The following is a 21,364-nucleotide window of genomic DNA, read 5'->3' as shown; positions in this document are numbered from 1 at the left end:
ACCACCATGGCGACGCACAGCGGAGAGGCGGCCGGAGCGGTGGAGCCGGTGGCGGCGATGAATAAGGAACTGAGCGCGGAAAAGGGCGAGTTGCTGAGGCGGCGGTTGCTCGGTGGGGCACGGTCCGCGACGCCGGCCGCGAACGCCGCGCCCGCGGTGCCGCGTCGTGGTGGTACCGGGAGCGCCGCGCTAGCGCCCGTCCAGCACAACCTGTGGGTCGCGGACCGGCTGCTGTCCGACAACTCCACGTTCAGCGTCCACCGGGTGCTGCGGCTGACCGGTCCGCTGGACCGGGACGCGGTGCGCCGTGCCCTGGACGCGCTGGTGGCGCGGCACGAGACGCTGCGCATGGTGTTCCGGGACGACAGCCCGCCCCGGCAGGAGCCGACGGCCGCCGGGCCCGCCCCGCTGCGCACCGTGGATCTGTCGCACCTGCCGCCGGTGGCGCGGCCGGCGGCGGCGGTCCGGGTCGCGGAGGAGGAGATCAAGCGGCCGTTCGACCTGGAGCGCGGTCCCGTGTTCCGGGCCGTGCTGGCCGTCTGCGACGACTCCACCCACGTCCTGGTGCTGAACCTGCACCACTGCGTCGCCGACGAGTGGTCGTGCGGCGTCCTGGCCCGCGAGTTCGGTGCCCTGTACGCGGCGGCGGCCCGGGGGGCGGACGACCTGGCGGCGGAGCTGCCGCCGCTGGCCGTGTCGTACGCCGACTACGCGGACTGGCAGTCGCGGCGGCTGGGCGGCGAGCTGCTGGACCGTCAACTCGCCTACTGGCGCTCGGCGCTCGACGGTGTGCCCCCCGTCCTGGAGCTGCCGGCCGACCATGTGCGTCCGCCCGCGCCGTCCTTCTGGGGGCACCAGGCCCGGCGGCTGCTGTCGCCCGAACTGAGCGCGGCGCTGCGGGACTTCGCGCGCCGGCATCACGTGACCCTGTACACGGCCCTGCTCGCGCTGTTCGCGGGGTACCTGCACCGCTGGAGCGGCGGCCAGGACCGGTTCTCGGTGCTCACCCCCGTCTCGGGGCGGGTGGCCGCCGAGACGGAACCGCTGATCGGCATGTTCGCCAACACGCTGCCGCTGCCCGTCGACGTCAGCGACGATCCCGCGTTCGGGGCGCTGGTGCGGCGGTTGAACACCGTCGTGCTCGGCGCGCTGGAGCACCAGGACGTCACCTTCGAGCAGCTGGTGGCGGACTCCGGTCAGCCGCGGGACGCCTCCCGCAACCCCCTCTCCCAGGTCATGTACCAGTGCATCGAGGCGCGGGAGCACGTGTGGGTGCTGCCCGGCGTGCGCGTCGAGCGGGAGCCCGTCAGCACCGCATCCGCGAAGGTGGACCTGTCGCTGATCGGGGCGAATCTGGAGGAGGGCGTCCGGCTCGATCTGGTGGGCGAGAGCACGCTGTTCGAGCCGGAGACGGTCGAGCGGATGCTGGACGCGCTGGTCGAGGTGGTGACCCGTGCGGTCGCCGACCCGGGCACCACTGTGGGCGGGGTCGGGCTGCTGTCGGCCGCCGACAGCGCCCGCGTCGTGGACGCCGCTCTGGGGTCGGGGACGTCGGTCCCGGACGGCACCGTCCTCGACCTGTTCGCCGCCGCGGTCGCCGCCATGCCGGATGCCCCCGCCGTCGTGGCGGAGGGTGCCCGGCTCACGTACCGGGAGCTGGACGAGCTGTCGGACCGTGCCGCCGCGCGGATCCGGGCGGCGGTGCCGGGGCCCGGCGCGCTGGTCGGCATCCATCTCCCCCGGTCGGAACGGCTGGTGGCGACGCTGCTCGGGGTGTGGAAGGCATCCTGCGCGTACCTCCCGCTGCCGCTGGACCATCCCCGGGAGCGGCTGCGGGCGATGGCCGAGGACGCGGGGGTGGCGCTGGTCGTGGCCGAGCCGGGGCGGGACGCGCCGTTCACCGGGATACCGGTGCTGCACATCGGGATCGGAGACGGCGAAGATCGCGGGGACGGCGGGAGCGCCGAGGCCGCGTGGTCCGCGCCGGGCGCCGGTGACCTCGCCTATCTGATGTTCACCTCGGGCTCCACCGGCCGCCCCAAGGCGGTGGCGATCGAGCACCGGGGCCTGGTCAACTTCCTCGGCGGCACCGCCCAGCGGCTCGACGCGGGCCCTGCCGACGTGTGGCTGGGTCTCACCGGCATCGGGTTCGACATCTCGCTGGTGGAGATGTTCCTGCCGCTGGTCACCGGCGGCCGGGTGGTGCTCGCCCCGGAGGGTGCCGCGCAGGACGGTGCCGCCGCCGTCGCCACGGCGCGGGAGCACGGCGTCACCCACGTACAGGCGACGCCGTCGGGCTGGCGGGTACTGCTCGCCGCCGGGGCGCGGTTGCCCCGCCTGGCGCTGGCCCTGACCGGCGGCGAGACGCTGCCGCCCGCGCTCGCAGCGGAACTGCGGCAGGTGTCCGCGCGGGTGGTGAACTGCTACGGGCCGACCGAGTGCACGGTGTGGGCGACGTACGACGACGTCACGGACCCGGCCGGGGACATCACCGTCGGCACGGGTCTGGACCGGGTCGCCGTCCATGTGCTGGACGCGGCGCTGCGACCGGTGCCGGTCGGGGTGCCGGGCGAGTTGTACATCGGGGGTCCCGGGGTCGGCCGCGGTTACCACGGGCGGCCGGAGCTGACGGCGACGACGTTCGTGCCCGACCCGTTCGGGGCGCCGGGAGCGCGGCTGTACCGCACCGGTGATCTCGCCGCCCGGCGGCCGGACGGCCGGATCCGCTTCCTCGGCCGCAACGACCACCAGGTGAAGATCCGCGGCCACCGCATCGAACTCGGCGAGATCGAGGCCCGGCTGGCGGCCCACCCGGCGGTGGCGCACGCCGTGGTCGTGGTGGACCGCCCGCGCGAGGGCGCCCGGCTCGTGGCGTACGTCGTCGGCGACGCCCCGGAGGAGGCGCTGCGCCGCCACCTGGTGGCGGCGCTGCCCGCGGCGATGGTCCCGGCGGTGTTCGTCCGGATGGAGAACCTGCCCCTGACCGCGAACGGCAAGGTGGACCGCCGCCGGCTGCCCGAGCCGCGCGGCGCCGCTTCCGCCGAGCGCACCCCGCCCGCCGAGGGCGCCGAGAAGGTGCTCGCCGGCGTGTGGAGCGAACTGCTGGGCGTGGCCGAGGTCGCCGCGCAGGACAACTTCTTCACGCTGGGCGGCGACTCCGTCACCGCCGTCTTCCTGGTGTCCCGGGCCCGCGAGGCGGGGTACGCGTTCACCGCGCGCCAGGTCTTCGCGCACCAGACGCTGGCCGAACTGGCCGCCGTGGCCGAGCCGTCGGGCGAGGGCCCGGCGCGCGGCGGCGCGGACCCCGCGGACTTCCCGCTCGCCGGTCTCGACCGGGAGGGCCTGGACCGGGTCCTGGCCGGGCTGTCCGCCGAGGAGGTCGCCGACGTCCAGGACATCTATCCGTGCACGCCGTTGCAGACGGGCATGCTCTTCCACAGCCTCCACGACGACGGCGCCGCCTCCTACTTCAACCAGTACCGCTGGGAGATCGACGGCGACCTGGACCAGGAGGGGCTGATCGCGGCCTGGCGGCACGTACTGGACCGGCACGACGGGCTGCGCTGCTCGTTCCGCTGGGACGGTCTGGAGCGGCCGCTCCAGGTCGTGCACCGCACCGCGCGGCCCGATTTCACCGTCCTGGACTGGACGGACACCCCGGCCGACGACCTTCCCGGCCGCGTGGAGGAACTGCTCGCCGCGGAACGGGCGGCCGGATTCGACCTGTTCCGGGTCCCGCCGCACCGCTTCCACCTCGTGCGCACCGCCCCCGGACGGCATCTGCTGATCTGGCACAGCCATCACATCCTCGCCGACGGCTGGAGCGTGGGCCCGCTGCTGAACGAGGTCTTCGCCACGCTCACGGCGCGGCGCGGCCCGTCCCGTTCCGCGCCCGCGCTGGCCGCGCCGGTCTCGCACCGGGCCTACGTGGAGTGGCTGGCGGGGCAGGATCCGCGGGCGGCCGAGCGGTACTGGCGGGACGCGTTCGCCGGTTTCACCGAGCCCACCTCCCTGCCGGTGGTGCGGCAGGTACCGCAGGGCGCGCCCGCCGGGGCGGCCCGTAGCGTCGAACTGGCCCTGGACCCGGCCGTGGCAGGCGGCCTCGCCCGGCTCGCCCGGGAGCGGGGATGCACGGTCGGCACGGTGTTCCAGGCCGCCTGGGCACTGCTGCTGGGCCGCTGGAGCCGCAGCCGTGACGTGGTGTTCGGGCTGACCGTGTCGGGCCGCTCGGTGGATCTGCCGCGGGTCGAGCAGATCGTCGGGCTGCTCTCCAACACCCTGCCGGTGCGGGTGCGCTGGGAGGACGGGGCCCGGCTCGACGCGTGGCTGGACCGGCTCGCCGGGCAGTTCGCGGGGCTGCGGGACGTCGAGCACACGTCGCTGGTCGACATCCACGACTGGTCGGAGGTGGCGGGCGACCGACGGCTGTTCGACAGCATCCTGGTGCTGCAGAACCTGGCGGTGGCCGAGCGGGCGGACCTCGGCGGCCTGGCCGTGCGCATGGGCCCGGTCCACCAGAGCAGCGGATATCCGCTGATGCTGAACATCCGGTTCTCCGCCACGGACGCCGTCCTCCAGCTCCTCCACGACGACTCGCGGGTCGAGGCCGGTGACGCGCAGCGGCTGCTCGCCTCGTTCGGCCGGCTCCTCGGCGCGTTCCTGGAGCGGCCGGACGCGCGGGTCGGGGACCTCGACATCCTCCCGGACGCCGAGCGGGAGACCGTCGTACGGCGCTGGAACGACACCGCGCGGGTCTTTCCGGCCGCCACGACCGTGCCCGCGATGATCGAGGCCCAGCGGTCCCGCACCCCGCACGCTCCGGCCGTGGTGTACGGCGGCGAGGAGTGGACGTACACCCGACTCGACGCCGAGGCGGCCGGGCTGGCGCTGCGGCTGCGCGCGGCGGGGGTGCGGCCCGGGGACCGGGTGGCGCTGCGCCTGGACCGCTCGGCGGTCATGATCGCCGCGGTGCTCGCGGTGTGGCGGGTCGGGGGCGCCTATGTGCCGCTGGACCCGGAGTACCCGAACGCGCGTACCGCCTACGTGCTGGAGGACTCGGGGGCCCGTGTGCTGCTCGCGTCCGCCGAGCCGGTCCCGGCGTGCGTGCCGCCCGGTGTGGACGTGGTGCGCGTCGGTGACCGGCCCGCGGAACTCCCGGAGACGGCCGGGGCGCCCTCGGTGGCGCCGTGCGCGCCGCACGACGTGGCGTACGTGCTGTACACCTCCGGCTCCACCGGCCGCCCCAAGGGCGTGGAGGTCACCCACGGGTCGCTGGCCCATCTGACCGCCGCCATGACGCACGTCCTGCGGGTCGACGGGCCGCGGACGTGGCTGGGGCTGACCGCGCTGTCCTTCGACATCTCCACGGTGGAGATGTTCGTGCCGCTGACCACCGGCGGCCGGATCGTGGTCGTGCCGGAGGAGGGTCGCTGGGACGCCGCGGCCCAGCGCGACCTGATCCGCGCCCACCGGGTCACCCACGTACAGGCCACACCGTCCGGGTGGCGGCTGCTGCTGGCCGCGGGCTTCGGCGCCGCGGACGGGGTCGCCGTCGGGCTCGCGGGCGGGGAGGCGCTGCCCCCGGCCCTCGCGGGCGAACTGCGGGCCGCGCTGCCGCGCCTCGTCAACGTCTACGGCCCGACCGAGGCGACCGTCTGGTCGACCTGGGACGAGATCGGTCCGGAGCCGGCGGAGGTGACCATCGGGCTGCCGCTGCCGAACACCACCGCTCATGTCCTGGACGAGGCCCTGCGGCCGGTGCCGGCCGGTGTGCCCGGGGAGCTGTACCTCGGCGGCGCCGGGGTGGCGCGCGGCTATCTGGGGCGGCCCGCGCTGACGGCGCGGCAGTTCCTGCCGGACCCGTTCGGCGGGCCCGGGGACCGGCTGTACCGCACCGGCGACCTGGCCGCGCGCGGCGCCGACGGGCGGATCCGTTTCCTCGGCCGCGACGACCACCAGGTCAAGGTCCGCGGCCACCGCATCGAACTCGGCGAGATCGAGGAGGCGCTGACCCGCCATCCGCAGGTGCGGCTCGCCGCCGTCACCGTCCACCGGGACGCGGCGGGCGAGGCCTTCCTGGTCGGACATGTCGTCGGCGACGCACCGGACCCGGCCGCCGTACGGGCCTTCCTGCGCGGCGAGGTGTCCCGGGCGATGGTGCCGGACCGGCTCGTCGTGCTGGAGCGGATGCCCCTGAACCCGGCGGGCAAGGTGGACCGCACGGCGCTGTCCGTCCCGGAGGCGCCCGCCGCCGACCCGGCCGCCCGGACCGCGCCGCGCACCCCGGCCGAACGGGCCCTGGTGGGCATCTGGGCGCGGGTCCTGGGCACCGCCGACATCGGCGTGGAGGACGACTTCTTCGCGCTGGGCGGCAACTCGCTGAAGGCGGTGACCGTCTCGGCGCTCGCCCGGGAGGCGGGTCTCGCCGTCGCCACCCGGCAGATCTTCGCGCACCCCACGGTGGCGGCGCTCGCCCGCCTCGGCGCCGCGGCACGGGAGCCGGCGCCCGCCCCGAGCGGTCCCGCGGGGTTCACCGAGCTCGACGACGACGTCCTGGACGGGCTGCTGGACACCCTGGGCCGCGACACGGTCGAGGACGTCCTGCCGCTTTCGCCGCTCCAGACCGGCCTGTTCCTGGACACGCTGGCGGAGACCGGCGACTACGTGCGGGCCTTCGCGGTCGATGTCGAGGGCGACTTCGACGCGGCGGCCTTCGAGGAGGCGTGGGCGCGTCTGGTCGAGCGCCACGCGATCCTGCGGTCCACGTTCCACTGGGCGCATCTGCCGCACCCCGTGCAGGTCGTCCGGCGCGCGGCGCCACCGCGCTTCCGGCACGCCGACGTGACAGGACTGGCCGACGGGCCGCGCGCTGCGCGGATCGCGGCGCTCGTCGCGAAGGAGGAGGAGACCGTCTTCGACCTCTCGGCGGCGCCGCCCGCCCGGTTCCTGCTGATCCGGACCGCCGCGGACCGGGTCCGCTTCGTGTGGACCACCCATCACGTGGTGTTCGACGGCTGGAGCCTGCACGCGCTGCTGCGCGAGGCGTTCGCCCTGTACCGGGAGCGGCGGGCGACCGGCGTCCTGCCCGTCCTCGCCGACCCGCCGCCCTACCGGGAGTTCCTGCGGACGCTCGCCGCGCTCGGCACACCCGACGAGGTCCGGCGCGAGGAGGAGCACTGGCGCTCCCGCCTGGCGGGCTTCACCCGGCCGACCGCGCTGCCCGGCACACGCCGGACCGGTGCCGGAGACGGCGTGTGGCTCTCCCGGCAGACCCTGCCGGCCGCCCTGCACGACGCGCTGGTGCGGGCGGGCCGCCGCCACCGCGTCACCGTGGGCACCCTGGTGCACACCGCGTGGTCGCTGCTCCTGAGCCGCACCAGCGGCGAGCGGGACGTCGTCTTCGGTACGACCGTCTCGGGCCGCTTCGGCGACGTCGAGGGCATCGAGCGCATGGTCGGGCTGCTGATGAACACGCTGCCGCTGCGGGTCGAGATCGATCCCGGCGCCCCGCTCACCGGCCTGCTGCGCGACGTCCAGCAGCGGGTCACCGAGGTGGCCGGACGCGCCCATGTCGCGCTGCCCACCGTGCGGCGGGCGAGTCGGGTGGCGCCCGGGCGGCGGCTGTTCGACAGCCTGCTCGTCTACACCGACACCGGCGCCGACGGGCTCCCCGAGGGCGTCGTGCCGGTCGCCGAGGGCGAGGCCCGCGACACCGGCTACCCGCTGGTCCTCGAAGCCACCGGCGGCGACCGTCTGACGCTCGCCCTCAGCTGCGAAAAGTCCCACTACGACCGGGCGACCGCCGACCGGCTGCTCGCCCAGGTGGTGCGGCTGCTGGAGGGCCTGGCCGAGGACCACGCCTCGGCCGGCGAGGTGCCCATGCTGTCGGCCGAGGAACGGGAGCTGGTGGTCCGCGGCTGGAACGACACCACGGTCGCCTTCCCTGCCGACCGCACCCTGCACTCCCTCGTCGGGGACCGGTGCGCCGCCACCCCGGACGCCGTCGCGGTCCGGCTCGGCGACCACTCCTGGACCTACGCCGAACTCGACGCGCGCGCCGAGCGGGTGGCCGGGCGGCTGCACCGCGAGGGCGTCCGGCCCGGCGACCTGGTGGCGCTGTGCACCGAGCGCTCCTTCGAGCACGTCGTGGGGCTGCTGGGCATCCTGCGGGCGGGAGCGGCGTTCGTCCCCGTCGATCCCGACCATCCCGCGCGCCGCCAGGCGTACATGCTGGCCGACTCCGGCGCGCGGACAGTCCTCACCCAGTCCCGGCTGCGGACCGCGCTGCCGGAAGCGGCGGGCGTGCGCGTCCTCGCACTGGACGACCCCGACGCGTTCCCGGAGGCGACCGGTCCGGCGGCACGGGCGGACGCGCTCCCCGCCGACCTGTGCTCGCTGTACTACACCTCGGGTTCCACCGGCGCGCCGAAGGCGGTGGCGTCGCACCACGCGGGCTGGGTCAACCGGATGGCGTGGATGCAGCGCAGGCACGGGCTGCGGCCCGGCGAGGGCGTGCTGCACAAGACGACGCTGAGTTTCGACGACGCGGCGGTGGAGATCCTCTGGCCGCTGATCAACGGGGGCGAGGTCGTCCTGCTGCCGCCGGGCGCGCACCGCGACGCGCACGCGATGATCGAAGCGGTCGCGGCGCACGCGGTGGTGCACGTGCAGTTCGTGCCCAGCGTGCTGGAGGTGTTCCTGGACATCCTCACCCCCGAGCGGGTCCGATCGATGTCCGGGCTGCGTTCCGTCCTCACCAGCGGTGAGGCGTTGCGCCCCGCGCTGGTGCGCCGGTTCCGCGACTGCTTCGGGGAGCGGGTCAGCCTCGACAACACGTGGGGCGCGACCGAGGTGTCCATCGACTCGACCTGCCGGGTGTGCACCGCCGAGGACGCGGTCGCCGACACCGGCGCGGTCGCCCTGGGGCTGCCGCTGGACAACAACACCGTGCACGTGCTCGACGGGGCGATGAATCCGCTGCCGACCGGGGCCACCGGGGAGCTGTTCATCGGCGGCCCCGGGCTCGCCCGCGGCTACCACGGGCGGCCGGCCCTGACGGCCGAGCGGTTCGTGCCCGATCCCTTCGGCCCGCCCGGCGCCCGGCTGTACCGCACCGGTGACCTGGGGCGCCGGCGGGCGGACGGCGTCCTGGAGTTCGCGGGACGCGTCGACCACCAGGTCAAGCTGGGCGGGGTACGGGTCGAACTGGGCGAGGTCGAGGACGCGCTGCGCCGTGCCCCCGGGGTCCGGGACGCGGTCGCCGACGTACGGACGGTCGCCGGGGCCCGGGCGCTCGTGGGGTACACGACCGGCTCAGGTGATCCGGACCGGACCCTGGCCGCGCTCCGCGCCGAGCTGCCCGACGTCATGGTGCCGCGGTTCCTCGTCACCGTGGACTCCGTACCGCTGAACGCCAACGGCAAGGTGGAGCGGGCCGCGCTGCCCGACCCCGACCCGGCCCTGCGGGAGGTCGCGGCGGAGTCGCAGGTCGCCCCCGGCACCCCGACCGAGGAGATCCTCGCGGAGGTGTGGTGCCGGGTCCTGGGGCTGCCCCGGGTCGGCGTGCACGACAACTTCCGCGCGCTGGGCGGGGATTCGATCCTGCTGATCCACACCGTCGCCAAGGCGCGGGAGGCGGGACTGTCCCTTACGCCCCGGATGGTCTTCGAGCATCCGACGGTCGCCGCGCTCGCCGCGGCCTGCGACGCGGCGGCGGCAGCGGGCGGCGCCACGGCCGTCCACGCCGAGCAGGGCCCGGTCACCGGTGAGGTGCCGCTGGGTCCGATCCAGCACCAGTACGCGGCGCTCGGCCCCCGCGACCGCTTCAACCAGAGCCGCCTCCTGGCGGTGGACCCCGCGGTCGGCGCCGACACCCTGCGCACGGCACTGCGGGACCTGACGCACCATCACGACGCCCTGCGGCTGCGCTGGGACGACGACGGCGAGGGGGTTCGGCAGTACCTGGCCCCGGCGGACGACGACGGCGACCCGCTCACGGTCGTGGACACCCCGGAGGAGGCCGAGGCCGCGGTGGAGGCGGCGCACGCCGGCCTCCACCTGGCCGACGGACCGCTGCTGCGCGCCGTGCTGTTCCGGCACACCGGCGAACTGCTGCTGGTCGTGCACCACGTCGCCGTCGACACCGTGTCCTGGCACATCCTCGTGGAGGATCTCACCGCCTTGTGCGGCGGGGGCCGCCTGCCCGCGAAGACCACCTCCGTACGGCACTGGGCGCAGCGGCTCCACGCGTACGCGCACAGCGCCGAGTTCGCCGCCGAGGCCGCGTACTGGACGCTGCCCCGTCCCGTCCCCGCGGCTCTGCCGGCCGACCGGCCGGGCGGCGCCGGGACCGAGGGCCGGGTCGGGGTGGCGAAGGCGGTCCTGCCGGCCGGGCCGACGGCGGCACTGCTGCGGCAGGCCGCCGCGCGGCGCGGCGCCGAGCCGGAACACCTGATGCTGGCGGCGCTGGCCCGCACCCTGGCCGAGGCCACCGGCGGCGACACCGTGGCGATCGACGTGGAACGGCACGGCCGCGAGCCGCTGTTCGACGACGTCGACCTGACCCGGACCGTCGGATGGTTCACCAGTGTGCAGCCGCTGCTGCTCACCCGGCCCGGCACGGACGACCCGGACGCCTGGGTCGACCTGGTCGCCGAACACACCCGCACCCCGGCGGGCCGCGGCATCGGCCACGGTCTCGTACGGTCCCTGCGCGGTGACGAACGGGCGGCCGCACCGGCGCAGCTGTCGTTCAACTACCACGGCAGCGGGGGTACGGCCGTGCCCGGGGACGCCCCGCTGCGGCCCCTCGCGCGCACGCTCGGCACGCCCGTGGATCCCACGCAGCGCCGCTCGCACCCGGTGGAGGTCGAGGCCGCCGTCCTGGACGGCGCGCTGCACCTGGAGTGGCGGTACGCACGGGACGCCTTCGACCACGCCACGGTCCAGAACCTGGCCGACCGGCACCTGCGCCACCTCGCCGGGCTGGGGGACATCCCGCCGGAGGCGGTGCGCGAGCCCGCCGAGCCCTTCGTGCGGCGGCTGTTCGCCGGTTCGCCCGCGCCACGGCTGCCCATGCTGCGGCACCGGGTGCCGGGGGTGGGGATCGCGGTGATCGCCGACGGCGAACTGCGCGGCGCCTGGGGCTTCGGCACCCTCGCCGCGGACGATCCGGCCCGGGTCGACGAGCGGACCGTCTTCCAGGTCGGCTCGATCAGCAAGCACGTCACCGCTCTCGGGGTGCTGGCGCTGGTCCAGGAGGGGCGGCTCGACCTCGACACGGACGTCAACCGGCTGCTGACCGGCTGGCGGCTGCCCGGCGACGGGGTCACCCTGCGCCATCTGCTGACCCACACCGCGGGACTGGGCGCGCAGTCCTACGACGGCTACCGCGCGGGGCTGCCGATGCCGACGGCGGCGCAGATCCTCGCCGGCGCTCCCCCGGCGCTCACCCCGCCGGTCCGGCCCGTGGGCCCGCCCGGCTCGCCCTACCTGTACTCCTCCAGCAACTACACGGTGGTGCAGCAGGTGCTCCAGGACGTCACGGGGCGGGAGTTCGCGCCGCTGATGCGGGAGCTGGTGCTCGACCCGCTGGGCATGCGGGACAGCGACTTCGCGCCGCGCGTGCCGGCCCTGCCCGGCACCACCCTCGCCCGCAACCACGACGCGAAGGGCGTGCCGTACCCGGAGGGCTGGCACCTGTACCCGGAGTCGGCCGCGGGCGGGCTGTGGTCCACGCCCCGGGACCTCGCCCGGGTCGCCCTGGAGGTGCAGCGGGCGGCGCACGGCGGTGACGCGGTGGTCCTCAACGCGGACAGCGCGGCCGAGCTGCTGCGCACCCACCCCGGCACCCCGGGCGGTCTCGGCACGGCCGGCAAGGCGTACGGCGGGCGCAGGTGGTTCGGGCACACCGGCGGCGTTCCCGGCTTCCGGGCCCTGACCTGGGCGGACCCCGACCGGGGTCTGGGACTGGTCGTCACCGCGAACTCCGACGCCGGTGAGGACTTCCTGCGCGAACTGCTCCACGACCTCGGAGTCGGACTGGAGGACGCACGATGGTGACGATCGACGCCGCGTTCCGCCGCTGGGCGGCGCGGACCCCCGATGCCGTGGCGCTGCGTGCGCCCGGCACCCGGCTGACCTATGGCGAACTGGACCGGGCCGCGACCCGGTTGGCCGGGCGGCTGCTGCGGCTGGGCGTACGGCCCCGGGAGCTGGTCGGGGTAGCGGCCACCCCCTCCCCCGGGTTCGTGACGGCCGCGCTCGCGGTGCTCCGCGCGGGCTGCGCCTACGTGCCGATGGACCTGGGCTACCCGGAGGAGCGGCTGGCGCACATGCGGCGCGACAGCGGCGTCCGGGTCCTGGTCGGCGCCGGTGACGGCGAGCCGCTGCCCGCGGCGCTCGCGGACTGCGTGGTCCTGGACCCGGGCGCGGCGGACAGCGGCGGTCCGGACGCCGAGGGGGCGGGGCACACCGGCGGCCCGGTCGCCGAGGTGCCGTCCCAGGGGACCGCGGACACCGATCTCGCGTACGCCATGTACACCTCGGGCTCCACCGGGCTGCCCAAGGCGGTGCTGGTGGAGCAGCGCAACGTCACCGCGTTCGCGCTGCGCCAGGACTTCGTGGCGCTCGGGCCCGGCCGGACGATGCTCCAGAGCAGTTCCTTCTCGTTCGACGCCTCGGTTCTGGAGATCTGGGGGGTGCTGCTGCGGGGGGCCTGCCTGGTCTTTCCGCCCGACCCGCTGCTGGCGCCCGCCGAGTTGGGCGAGGTGCTGGCCCGCGAGGGGATCACCGACCTGTGGCTGTCGTCGGGGCTGTTCCACCGGGTCGCCGACGACCTGCCGGAGGCGCTGGCCCCGCTGCGGACCGTCATCACCGGCGGCGACGTGGTGTCCCCGCCCCGGGTGCGGCGGGTGCTCGCCGCCCACCCCGGGCTGACCGTGGCGCATATCTACGGGCCGACCGAGACCACGGTCGCGGTCTGCCGCCGGTTGCTGACCGGCCCCGACCAGGTCGAGTCGCCGCTGCCGCTGGGCACCGCGATCCCGGGGGTGCGCACGTACGTCAGGGACGGGCACGGCCGGCCTCTGCCGCCGGGTGAGACCGGGGAGCTGTGGATCGCTGGGGACACCGTCTCCCGCGGCTACCACGACCGTCCGGGACTGACCGCGGAGCGCTACGTCACCGACCCGGAGACCGGCGGGCGGTGCTACCGCAGCGGTGACCTGGCCCAGCTGCGCCCGGACGGCACTGTCGAGTTCATGGGGCGGGCCGACCACCAGGTGAAGATCCGCGGCTTCCGCATCGAGCCCGGCGAGATCGAGGCGGCGCTCTGCGAGGCGCCCGGGGTGCGCACCTGTCTGGTCACCGCCCGCACCGCGCCGCCCGGCGACCGCCGGGTCGTCGCCTACGTCGTCCCCCGGGCGGCGGGGCCGCTGCCCGCAGCGGACGTGCACCGCCATCTCGCCGCGCGGCTGCCGCGCCACATGCTGCCCGCCGAGTACGTGGCGCTGGACGCCCTGCCCCTGGACGCCAACGGGAAGGAGGACCGGCGGCGGCTGCCCGAGCCGGTCTGGGGGCGCGGCAGCCTCGCCGTGCTGGACGTCCGCCCCTCCCCCGCCCGTCCGGCGGCCCAGCCCGAGAGGATCTGATCACCGATGTCTGTCATCCCCGGCCGTACCGAGGTCGAGGTTCCCCTCAGCCGCGACCAGGAACGGACCTGGTTCGTCGACCAGTTGAGCAGTTCCTCCTCCGACTACCTGATCCCGCTGCGGCTGCACTTCGCGGGCCCCCTCGACCGGGACGCGCTGCGCCGCGCGCTGCTCGCCCTGGTGACCCGGCACGAGGTGCTGCGCACCGGGGTGGTGGCCCGGGAGGCGGGTCCGGTGGGCGTGGTCCGTCCGCCGGAGCTGCTGCGGCTGCGGGAGAGCGCGGTCGCGAACGCCGGCGCGCTGGAGGCCGCGCTCGCCGCCGAGGCGGCGACGCCGATGGACCTGGCCACCGGACTGCCCCTGCGTGCCCTGCTGGTGCGGCACGGGGAGCGGGAGCACACCCTCGTCCTCACCGTGCACCACGTCGCCGCGGACGACTGGTCGTGCGCCCTCCTCTTCGACGAACTGGCGGCGGACTACACCGCGTTCACCGAGGGCGCGCCCTCCCCCGTGCCCGTACCGGCGGAGTCCTACCGGGCGGTGGCCGCGCGCCTGGACGACGCCGCACAGGAGGCGGCGGCCGAGGGAATGGACCACTGGCGCCGGACGCTGGCCGACTTCACCGCCTTCGAACTGCCCGTGGACCGGCCCCGGCCTCCCGTCCGTGCGGGGCGCGGGGCGACCCGTACCGCGTTCGTGCTGCCACCGAAGGTGGCCGGGCCGCTCACCGCCCTGGCCCGTTCGGCGGGGGCCACGCCCGCGATGCTGCTGACCGCCGCCGTGCAGGCCGTGCTGTACCGCTCCACCGGGCGGCAGGACGTCACCACCGGCACCACGTACGCGCGGCGCGACGACCCGGCGACCGAGCGGCTGATGGGGCTGCTCATCAACATGCTGCCGCTGCGCGGCCGGCCGGGTCCCGGCCTGACGTTCCGCAGGTTCGTCGAGGAGTTCCGGGACGTGTCGCTCGACGCGTTCGAGCACGCCGAGGTGCCGTTCGACCGGCTGGTGGAGGAGGTGGCGCCCGAACGGGACCCGTCCCGCACGCCGTTGTTCCAGATCCTGGTCAACTTCCGTACCGGGCGCCGCCGTACGCCGCGGCTGCCGGGGCTGACCGTGACCGAGCTGCCGATGCCGTACCACGGGGCGAAGTACGACCTGTGCGTGAGCTTCGAGCAGGGGGACGCCGGACTGTGGTGCGGTGTCAACTGGGACGTCGACCTGTACGACGACGCCACGGTGGAGCGGCTGGGGAACTGGCTGGAGCGGCTGCTGCGGCACGTCGCCGACGCACCCGACACCCTCCTCGACGACATTCCGCTGCTGTCCGCGCCGGAACGGGACGCGCTGCGCGCCCTGGTCACCCGGCCGGCGGTGGAGGTGCCCGCGGACACCCTGCACGGTCTGGTCTCACGGCAGGCTGCCGCCCTGCCCGACGCGGTCGCCCTCGTCGACGCCGACGGCTCCCCGACGAGCTACGCCGAGCTGGAGGCGGCGGCCAACGCCGTCGCCCGCCGGCTGGCCGGGCACGGCGTGGCACCCGACGTCCCGGTGGGCCTGCTGATCGACCGCTCCCCGGCGATGGTCACCGGCCTGCTGGGCATCCTCAAGGCGGGCGGCGCCTACCTGCCCATCGAGCCCGCGACACCCCCCGCCCGGGTCGCCACCCTGCTCCAGGACGCCGGCGCCCCGGTCTGCCTGACGTCCGGGGACGCCGAGCACGCGGCGACGGTCACGGCGGCGGGCGTGGTGCCGCTGGCGGTGGACCCGCTGGAGCGGGCCGAGCCGCCGGCCGTGCCGGTCCGTCCGGACCACCTGTGCGCGGTGTACTACACCTCCGGCTCGACCGGCCGACCCAAGGGGGTGGCCTGCACGCACCGCGGCTGGGTCAACCGCATGGCCTGGATGCAGCGGCGGCACGGGCTGCGGCCCGGCGAGACGGTCCTGCACAAGACGACCCTGCCGTTCGACGACGCGGCGGTGGAGATCCTCTGGCCGCTGATCACCGGCGGTACGGTGGCGCTGCTCGCGCCCGGCCTGCACCGCGACCCGCGCGCCCTGGTCGACGCCGTCGTCCGGCACCGCGCCGTCCACGTGCAGTTCGTGCCGAGCGTCCTCGACCTCTTCCTGGAGGAGCTGACGCCCGCCGACACGGCCGCGCTGCGCGCGACCCTGCGCAGCGTGCTGTCCAGCGGGGAGGCCCTGCGGCCGGCCCTCGTGGCGCGGTTCCGCGCCGCGTTCGGCGACACGGTCACCCTGGACAACACCTGGGGCGCCACCGAGGTGTCCATCGACTCCACCTTCCACGTCTGCACGGACCGGGACACCCGGGGCACCGGCGCGGTCAGTCTCGGGCGGCCGATGGACAACAACGAGGTGATGGTCCTCGACCACCGGCTCGCCCCGCTGCCGCCCGGGGTCCCCGGCGAACTGTGCATCGCGGGGACGGGCCTGGCCCGCGGTTACCTGGGCGACCCGGCCAAGACCGCCGGTGCCTTCGTCCCCCACCCATACCGGCCCGGTGAGCGCCTGTACCGGACCGGCGACCGGGGCCGGATGGCCCCGGACGGCACCTTCGCCTACCTGGAGCGGATGGACCGCCAGGTCAAGGTGCGCGGGGTGCGGGTCGAGCTGGGCGAGGTGGAGGCCGCGCTGCGCGAGCACGCCGCGGTGACGGACGCCGCCGTGGTGACGCGCCGCGCGGACTCGGGCGACCTGCGGCTCGCCGCGTACGCCGTCCTGGACGGGCCCGGCGTCCCGGTCGGCGAGCTGCGCGAGCACTTGGCGGCCCGGCTGCCCGGCTACGCGCTGCCGACGACGCTCACCGTGCTGCCCGCCCTGCCGCGCTCCGCCAGCGGCAAGCTCAGCCCCGCACTGCTGCCCGAACCCGATCCCGCCGACCACGAGAGCGGGGAGCACGTCGCACCCCGCGACGACACCGAGGAACTCATCGCCGGTATCTGGGCCGACGTGCTGTCGGTGCCCCGCATCGGCGCGTTCGACGACTTCTTCTCCTTCGGCGGCCACTCGCTGATCGCCACCCGGGCCGTCAACCGGATGCGGCAGGTGTTCGACGTCCCGCTCCCGCTGAGCGTGATCTTCGAACGGCCGACCGTCGCCGGCACGGCCGAGTACATCCACGACCTGATCCTGGCCGAGATCGAGGCGATGTCGGAGGACGAGGCGCACCGGCACCTCGAGGACGCCTCCGCCCCGGCCACCCGACCCGCGGACGACGAACGAGGTACGACGCGATGAAGACCGCTCTGTTGTACGAGGCGTTCCTTGAGCACGCCCGGCGCTCCCCCGACGCCCCCGCCCTGCTGTGGCAGGAGGGCACCCTGTCCTACGACGAACTCGCGCACCGCTCGGCGGCGCTGGCCCACCGGCTGGCGGCGGCAGGCGCCGGCCCCGGGACCCTGGTCGGGGTGTGCGTCGGCCGGGGCCCGGCGCTGCCCACCGCGCTGCTCGCCGTCGCGCGGGCTGGCGCCGCCTGGGTGCCGCTCGACCCGGCCTACCCGCAGGACCGGCTCGACTACATGGCGCGCGACTCGGGGGTGTCCCTGGTGATCGCGGACGCGGCGTCGGCGCCCCGGCTGCCGGCCCACGTGGCCGTCCTCGACCCGGACTCGGACGGCGGGCCGGTCCCGGACTGCGCCCTGGACGGCGCGGGCCCGGACGACCTCGCGTACGTCATCTACACCTCCGGCTCCACCGGCCGGCCCAAGGGCGTCCTGGTCGAGCACGGCAGTGTCGCCGCCACCCTCGCCGGGATGCGCGCCGCGTGGGAGGTGGGCCCCGGCGACCGCGTCCTGCAGTTCGCGCCCGCCAGCTTCGACGCCTCCGTGCTGGAGACCGGGGTGGCCCTGACGAGCGGCGCGACGCTGGTCCTGGCCGATGCCGAGACCGTCCTGCCGGGGCCCGGCCTGGTGGAACTGATGGACCGCCTGCGGGTGACGTTCACGCTGCTGCCGCCGTCGGTCGCGGCGGCGCTCCCGGAGGCCGAACTGCCGTGGCTGCGCACGCTGGTGTGCGGCGGGGAGGCGCTGCCCGCCGAGGTCGTGGCCCGCTTCGGGCCGGGCCGCCGGGTGTTCAACGCGTACGGTCCGACGGAGATCTCCATCGTCGCCACCACCGGGGAGGTCACCGGGTCCGCGACGCCCGACATCGGCCGCCCGCTGCCGGGGGTGCGGATCGACCTGCTGGACGCGGACGGGCTGCCGGTGGCGCCTGGCGAGGTCGGCGAACTGGTCGTCTCGGGCGCCGGGGTGACGCGCGGCTACCTCGGCCGCCCCGCGCTGACCGCGGAGCGTTTCGTCCCCGTCGCGGGCGGCCGGGCGTACCGCACCGGCGACCTGGCCCGCGGGCTGTCCGACGGGCGCTACGTCTACGCCGGTCGCGCCGACCATCAGGTCAAGATCCGCGGGTTCCGGGTGGAGCCGGGGGAGATCGCGGAGGTGCTGCGCGCGCATCCGTCCGTCTCGGATGCCGTCGTCGTCGCCCGGGACTCCTCCCTCGTCGGCTATGTGGCCGCGCCGGACGGCGACGCCGTGCCCTCCGACGAGCTGCGGGCGTGGTGCGCGCGCAGCCTCCCGGCCCACATGGTCCCCTCGACCGTGGTGGCGCTGCCCGCGCTGCCGCTCACGCCGAGCGGCAAGGTGGACCGGCAGGCCCTGCCGGCGCCGTACCCGTCGCGGACCAGCCCCGGCGAGGAGCCGGCCACCCCGACCGAGGCGGCCGTCTCGGCGCTGATGGCGGAGCTGCTCGGCGGCACCCCGGTGGGCGCCACCGACGACTTCTTCCAACTCGGCGGCCATTCGCTGCTGGTGGGGCGGCTCGCCGCGCGGATCCGCGCGGACCTCGGCGCGGACATCCCGCTCTCGCGGCTGTTCCGGCTGGCGACACCGCGCGCGATCGGGGCGCTCGTGGACGCGGGCGTCCCGCTCGACGAGGACGCCTCGGTGCCCGCACCGCCGCCGATGCGGCACGCGGACCGCTCCCTGCCGATCCCGCTGTCCTTCCCGCAGGAGCGGGTGTGGTTCCTGGAGCGGCTCTCGCCGCGCAACGAGGCGTACCGGATGCAGGCCACGCTCAGTCTGCGCGGACCGCTGGACATGACCGCGCTCAAGGCCGCGCTGACGGAGCTGGTCCGCCGCCACGAGATCTTGCGGACCGCGTTCCGCGAGGTCGACGGCCGACCGGTGCAGTGCCCGGTGGAGATGGACGCCATCGACATCGAGGTGCCGCTGGTGGACCTGTCCGCGCTCTCGGACGCGGACCGGGAGCGGGCGTGGCAGGAGCTGTCGGCACGCGAGCAGGCCGAGCCGTTCGACCTGGAGAAGCCGCCGCTGGCCCGCTGGGTGGTGGCCCGGGACGCGCCGGACGTCCACCGGCTGATCCACATGGAGCACCACCTGGTGCACGACGGCTGGTCGTTCGCGGTGTTCGTGGACGAACTCACGCGTCTCTACGAGGTGTTCGCGGAGGGAGCCGAGGCTCCCCCGGAGCCCCGCTTCCAGTTCGCCGACCTCGCGGCGTGGCAGCGGTCGTGGCTGGAGGGTCCCGTGATGGACCGCTATCTCGCCCACTGGGCCAAGGCCCTGGACGGCGCTCCCCCGGCGCTCGAACTGCCCACCGACCGGCCCCGCCCGCCCGAGTTCACCTTCCGGGGCGATGTCGTGCGGGTGACCCTCGACCCCGACGAGTACCGGCGGCTGCGCGAGGGAGCCCGGGCGCTCGGCGTCACCCTCTATTCGACGATGCTCACCGCCTTCGCGGCCCTGATGGCACGCTACGCCGACCAGCGGGACTTCGTGCTGGGGGTGGGTGTGGCCAACCGGCGGCTCGCCGAGGCGGAGCGGCTGATCGGCATGATGGTCAACACCGTGCCGCTGCGGGTGCGCCTCGACGGCGACCCGACGTTCCGTCAGCTGCTGGCCCAGGTCCACTCCACCGCCGTCGAGGGGTACGCCTGGCAGGACGTGCCGTTGCAGCGGCTGGTCAAGGCAGTGGCGCCGGCCCGCGACCTGTCCCGCAACCCGCTGTTCTCGGCGATGTTCAGCTTCCACGACTCCGCGGTGCCGGACCTCGACTTCGCGGGGCTGCGCGGCGAGGTGCGCATGGAGCACAACGGCTCCGCCAAGGCCGACCTGAACATCGTCGCCATCCCGCGGGCCGAGCAGCGGGTCGGCAAGCGGCCCAGCAGCGAGGACGACGCGCTGACGATCATCTGGGAGTACGCCACCGACCTGTTCGACGCCGACACCATGGAGAGCATGGTGCGCGCCTACCGGGATCTGCTGCGCGCCGCGCTGGACGCGCCGGACCTGCCCGTGGCCCGGTTCCCCCTGACGGGCGCCGCCCCGGCGAGCACCGCGTCGGCCGCCCCGGCCGCGGCCGACGTCCTCGACCTGGTGGAGCGGCGGCTCGCCGCGGCCCCGGACGCACCGGCCCTGAGCACCGCCACCGCCACCTTCACCCGGGCCGAACTGGCCGCGCTCGCCGGGGATTCGGCGGCGGAGCTGGCCCGCGCCGGGGCCGGACCCGGGCGGCCCGTCGCCCTGCGGCTGCCGGCCGGCGCGCCGCTCGTGGCCGGGCTCCTGGCCGCCGCCCGGACCGGCGCCCCGGCGCGGGTCCTCACCGCCGGGGACGCGCCCCGGCCGACGGAGATCCTGCTCACCGACGGCGGCGCGGCACCGGCCGCCACGCCCGGCGAGGCCCGCGAAGGCAGCGGGAACGGTGGGGACGGCGAGGCCGACGCCGTACTGGCCCTGGCAGACGGCGCGGAGGTCACCCGGGCCGCGCTCGGCGGCTCGGTCGCCGCGCTCGACGCGCTGGAGTTCCCGGCCGGACCGGTGCCGCTGACCGCCGAGCCGGACAGCTCGCTGTTCCTGCTCCAGGTGTGGACGACACTGGCCCGCGGCGGCACCCTCGTCGTCCCACCGGCGCCGCCGCACTCGGCCGCGGAGCTGGCTGCCCTACTGACGGCACGTCAGGAACCGTACGCCGTGCTGCTGTTGCCGGACATCGCGGTCAACGCGCTGCTCGCGCACCACCGTGCGGCCCTCGCGGGGAGCACCGCGGCGGTCCTCGCCGTCGGCGCGGACCTGGACCCGAGCGCGCTGCGCGAGCCGCCGGGTATCCGCCTGGCCTGTGGTTTCGCCGCCCCGGGCCTGCCGCTGGCGCTCTACCGGCCGCACGGTACGGCCCCGGCGCCGTCGGTGACCGTCGTGCCGGTCGGCCACCCCGCGCCCGGTGTCACCGCCGCCGTCCTCGACGGCAACGGCGAACCGCTGCCCCGAGGCGTCCTGGGCGAACTGCACCTCGCCCAGGGCGGTTCGGCGGACCTCGTGCCCACCGGCCACCGGGCCCGGCACACCGCCGACGGCTTCGAGATCCTCGGCCGCACCGGCGGCTGGCCGACCGTGTCGGGGTTCCGGGTGGCGCCCTGGGAGACCCGCGCCCGGCTCACCGCGCACGACGCGATCGCCGAGGCGGCGGTCGTCGACGCCGACGGAGAGCTCCACGCCTACCTCGTGCCGCCCTCCGGCCGCAGCGTCCCGGACGGCGACGAACTCGTCGACTTCCTCTCCGAGTCGCTGCCCGACTACCAGATCCCCGCCCGCTTCGTGGCGGTCTCCGCGCTCCCCGCGACGGCGGCGGGCCGCGCGTGACCGCTCCGGCGCACCACCCAACCCCGAGGGAAGCCATGCTGC

4 protein-coding genes are annotated in these 21,364 nt (G+C 75.7%); all 4 read left to right on the top strand.

Annotated features, from left to right (window positions below; all coding sequences use genetic code 11):
* The first annotated feature begins 6 nt into the window (after positions 1-6).
* The 4 genes from K377_RS30280 to K377_RS30265 are packed head-to-tail and all read left to right on the top strand — an operon-like array spanning position 7 to position 21,322.
* Positions 7-12,060 carry a non-ribosomal peptide synthetase gene (locus K377_RS30280; RefSeq protein WP_111666762.1) on the top strand — a complete coding sequence of 4,018 codons (12,054 nt, stop codon included), beginning with the start codon at positions 7-9 and terminating at the stop codon, positions 12,058-12,060.
* A complete protein-coding gene (locus tag K377_RS30275; protein WP_111666761.1) occupies positions 12,054-13,649 on the top strand; it encodes an amino acid adenylation domain-containing protein in 1,596 nt (531 codons plus the stop codon). Before K377_RS30280 ends, K377_RS30275 begins: the two co-directional genes overlap by 7 nt.
* A 6-nt stretch (positions 13,650-13,655) precedes the next feature.
* Positions 13,656-16,907, top strand: a complete 3,252-nt coding sequence (locus K377_RS30270; RefSeq protein WP_111666760.1) for a non-ribosomal peptide synthetase — start codon at positions 13,656-13,658, stop codon at positions 16,905-16,907.
* Complete coding sequence (locus tag K377_RS30265) at positions 16,904-21,322, top strand: non-ribosomal peptide synthetase (protein ID WP_111666759.1); 4,419 nt, start codon at positions 16,904-16,906, stop codon at positions 21,320-21,322. The genes K377_RS30270 and K377_RS30265 overlap by 4 nt, the downstream gene beginning before the upstream one ends.
* The last annotated feature ends 42 nt before the right edge of the window (positions 21,323-21,364 follow it).

The sequence above is a fragment of the Streptomyces sp. PsTaAH-137 genome (assembly GCF_003259365.1).
Classification (GTDB): Bacteria; Actinomycetota; Actinomycetes; order Streptomycetales; family Streptomycetaceae; genus Streptomyces.
The sequence above is the reverse complement of the archived record's forward strand: the minus strand, read 5'-3'. Positions and strand labels throughout refer to the sequence as shown.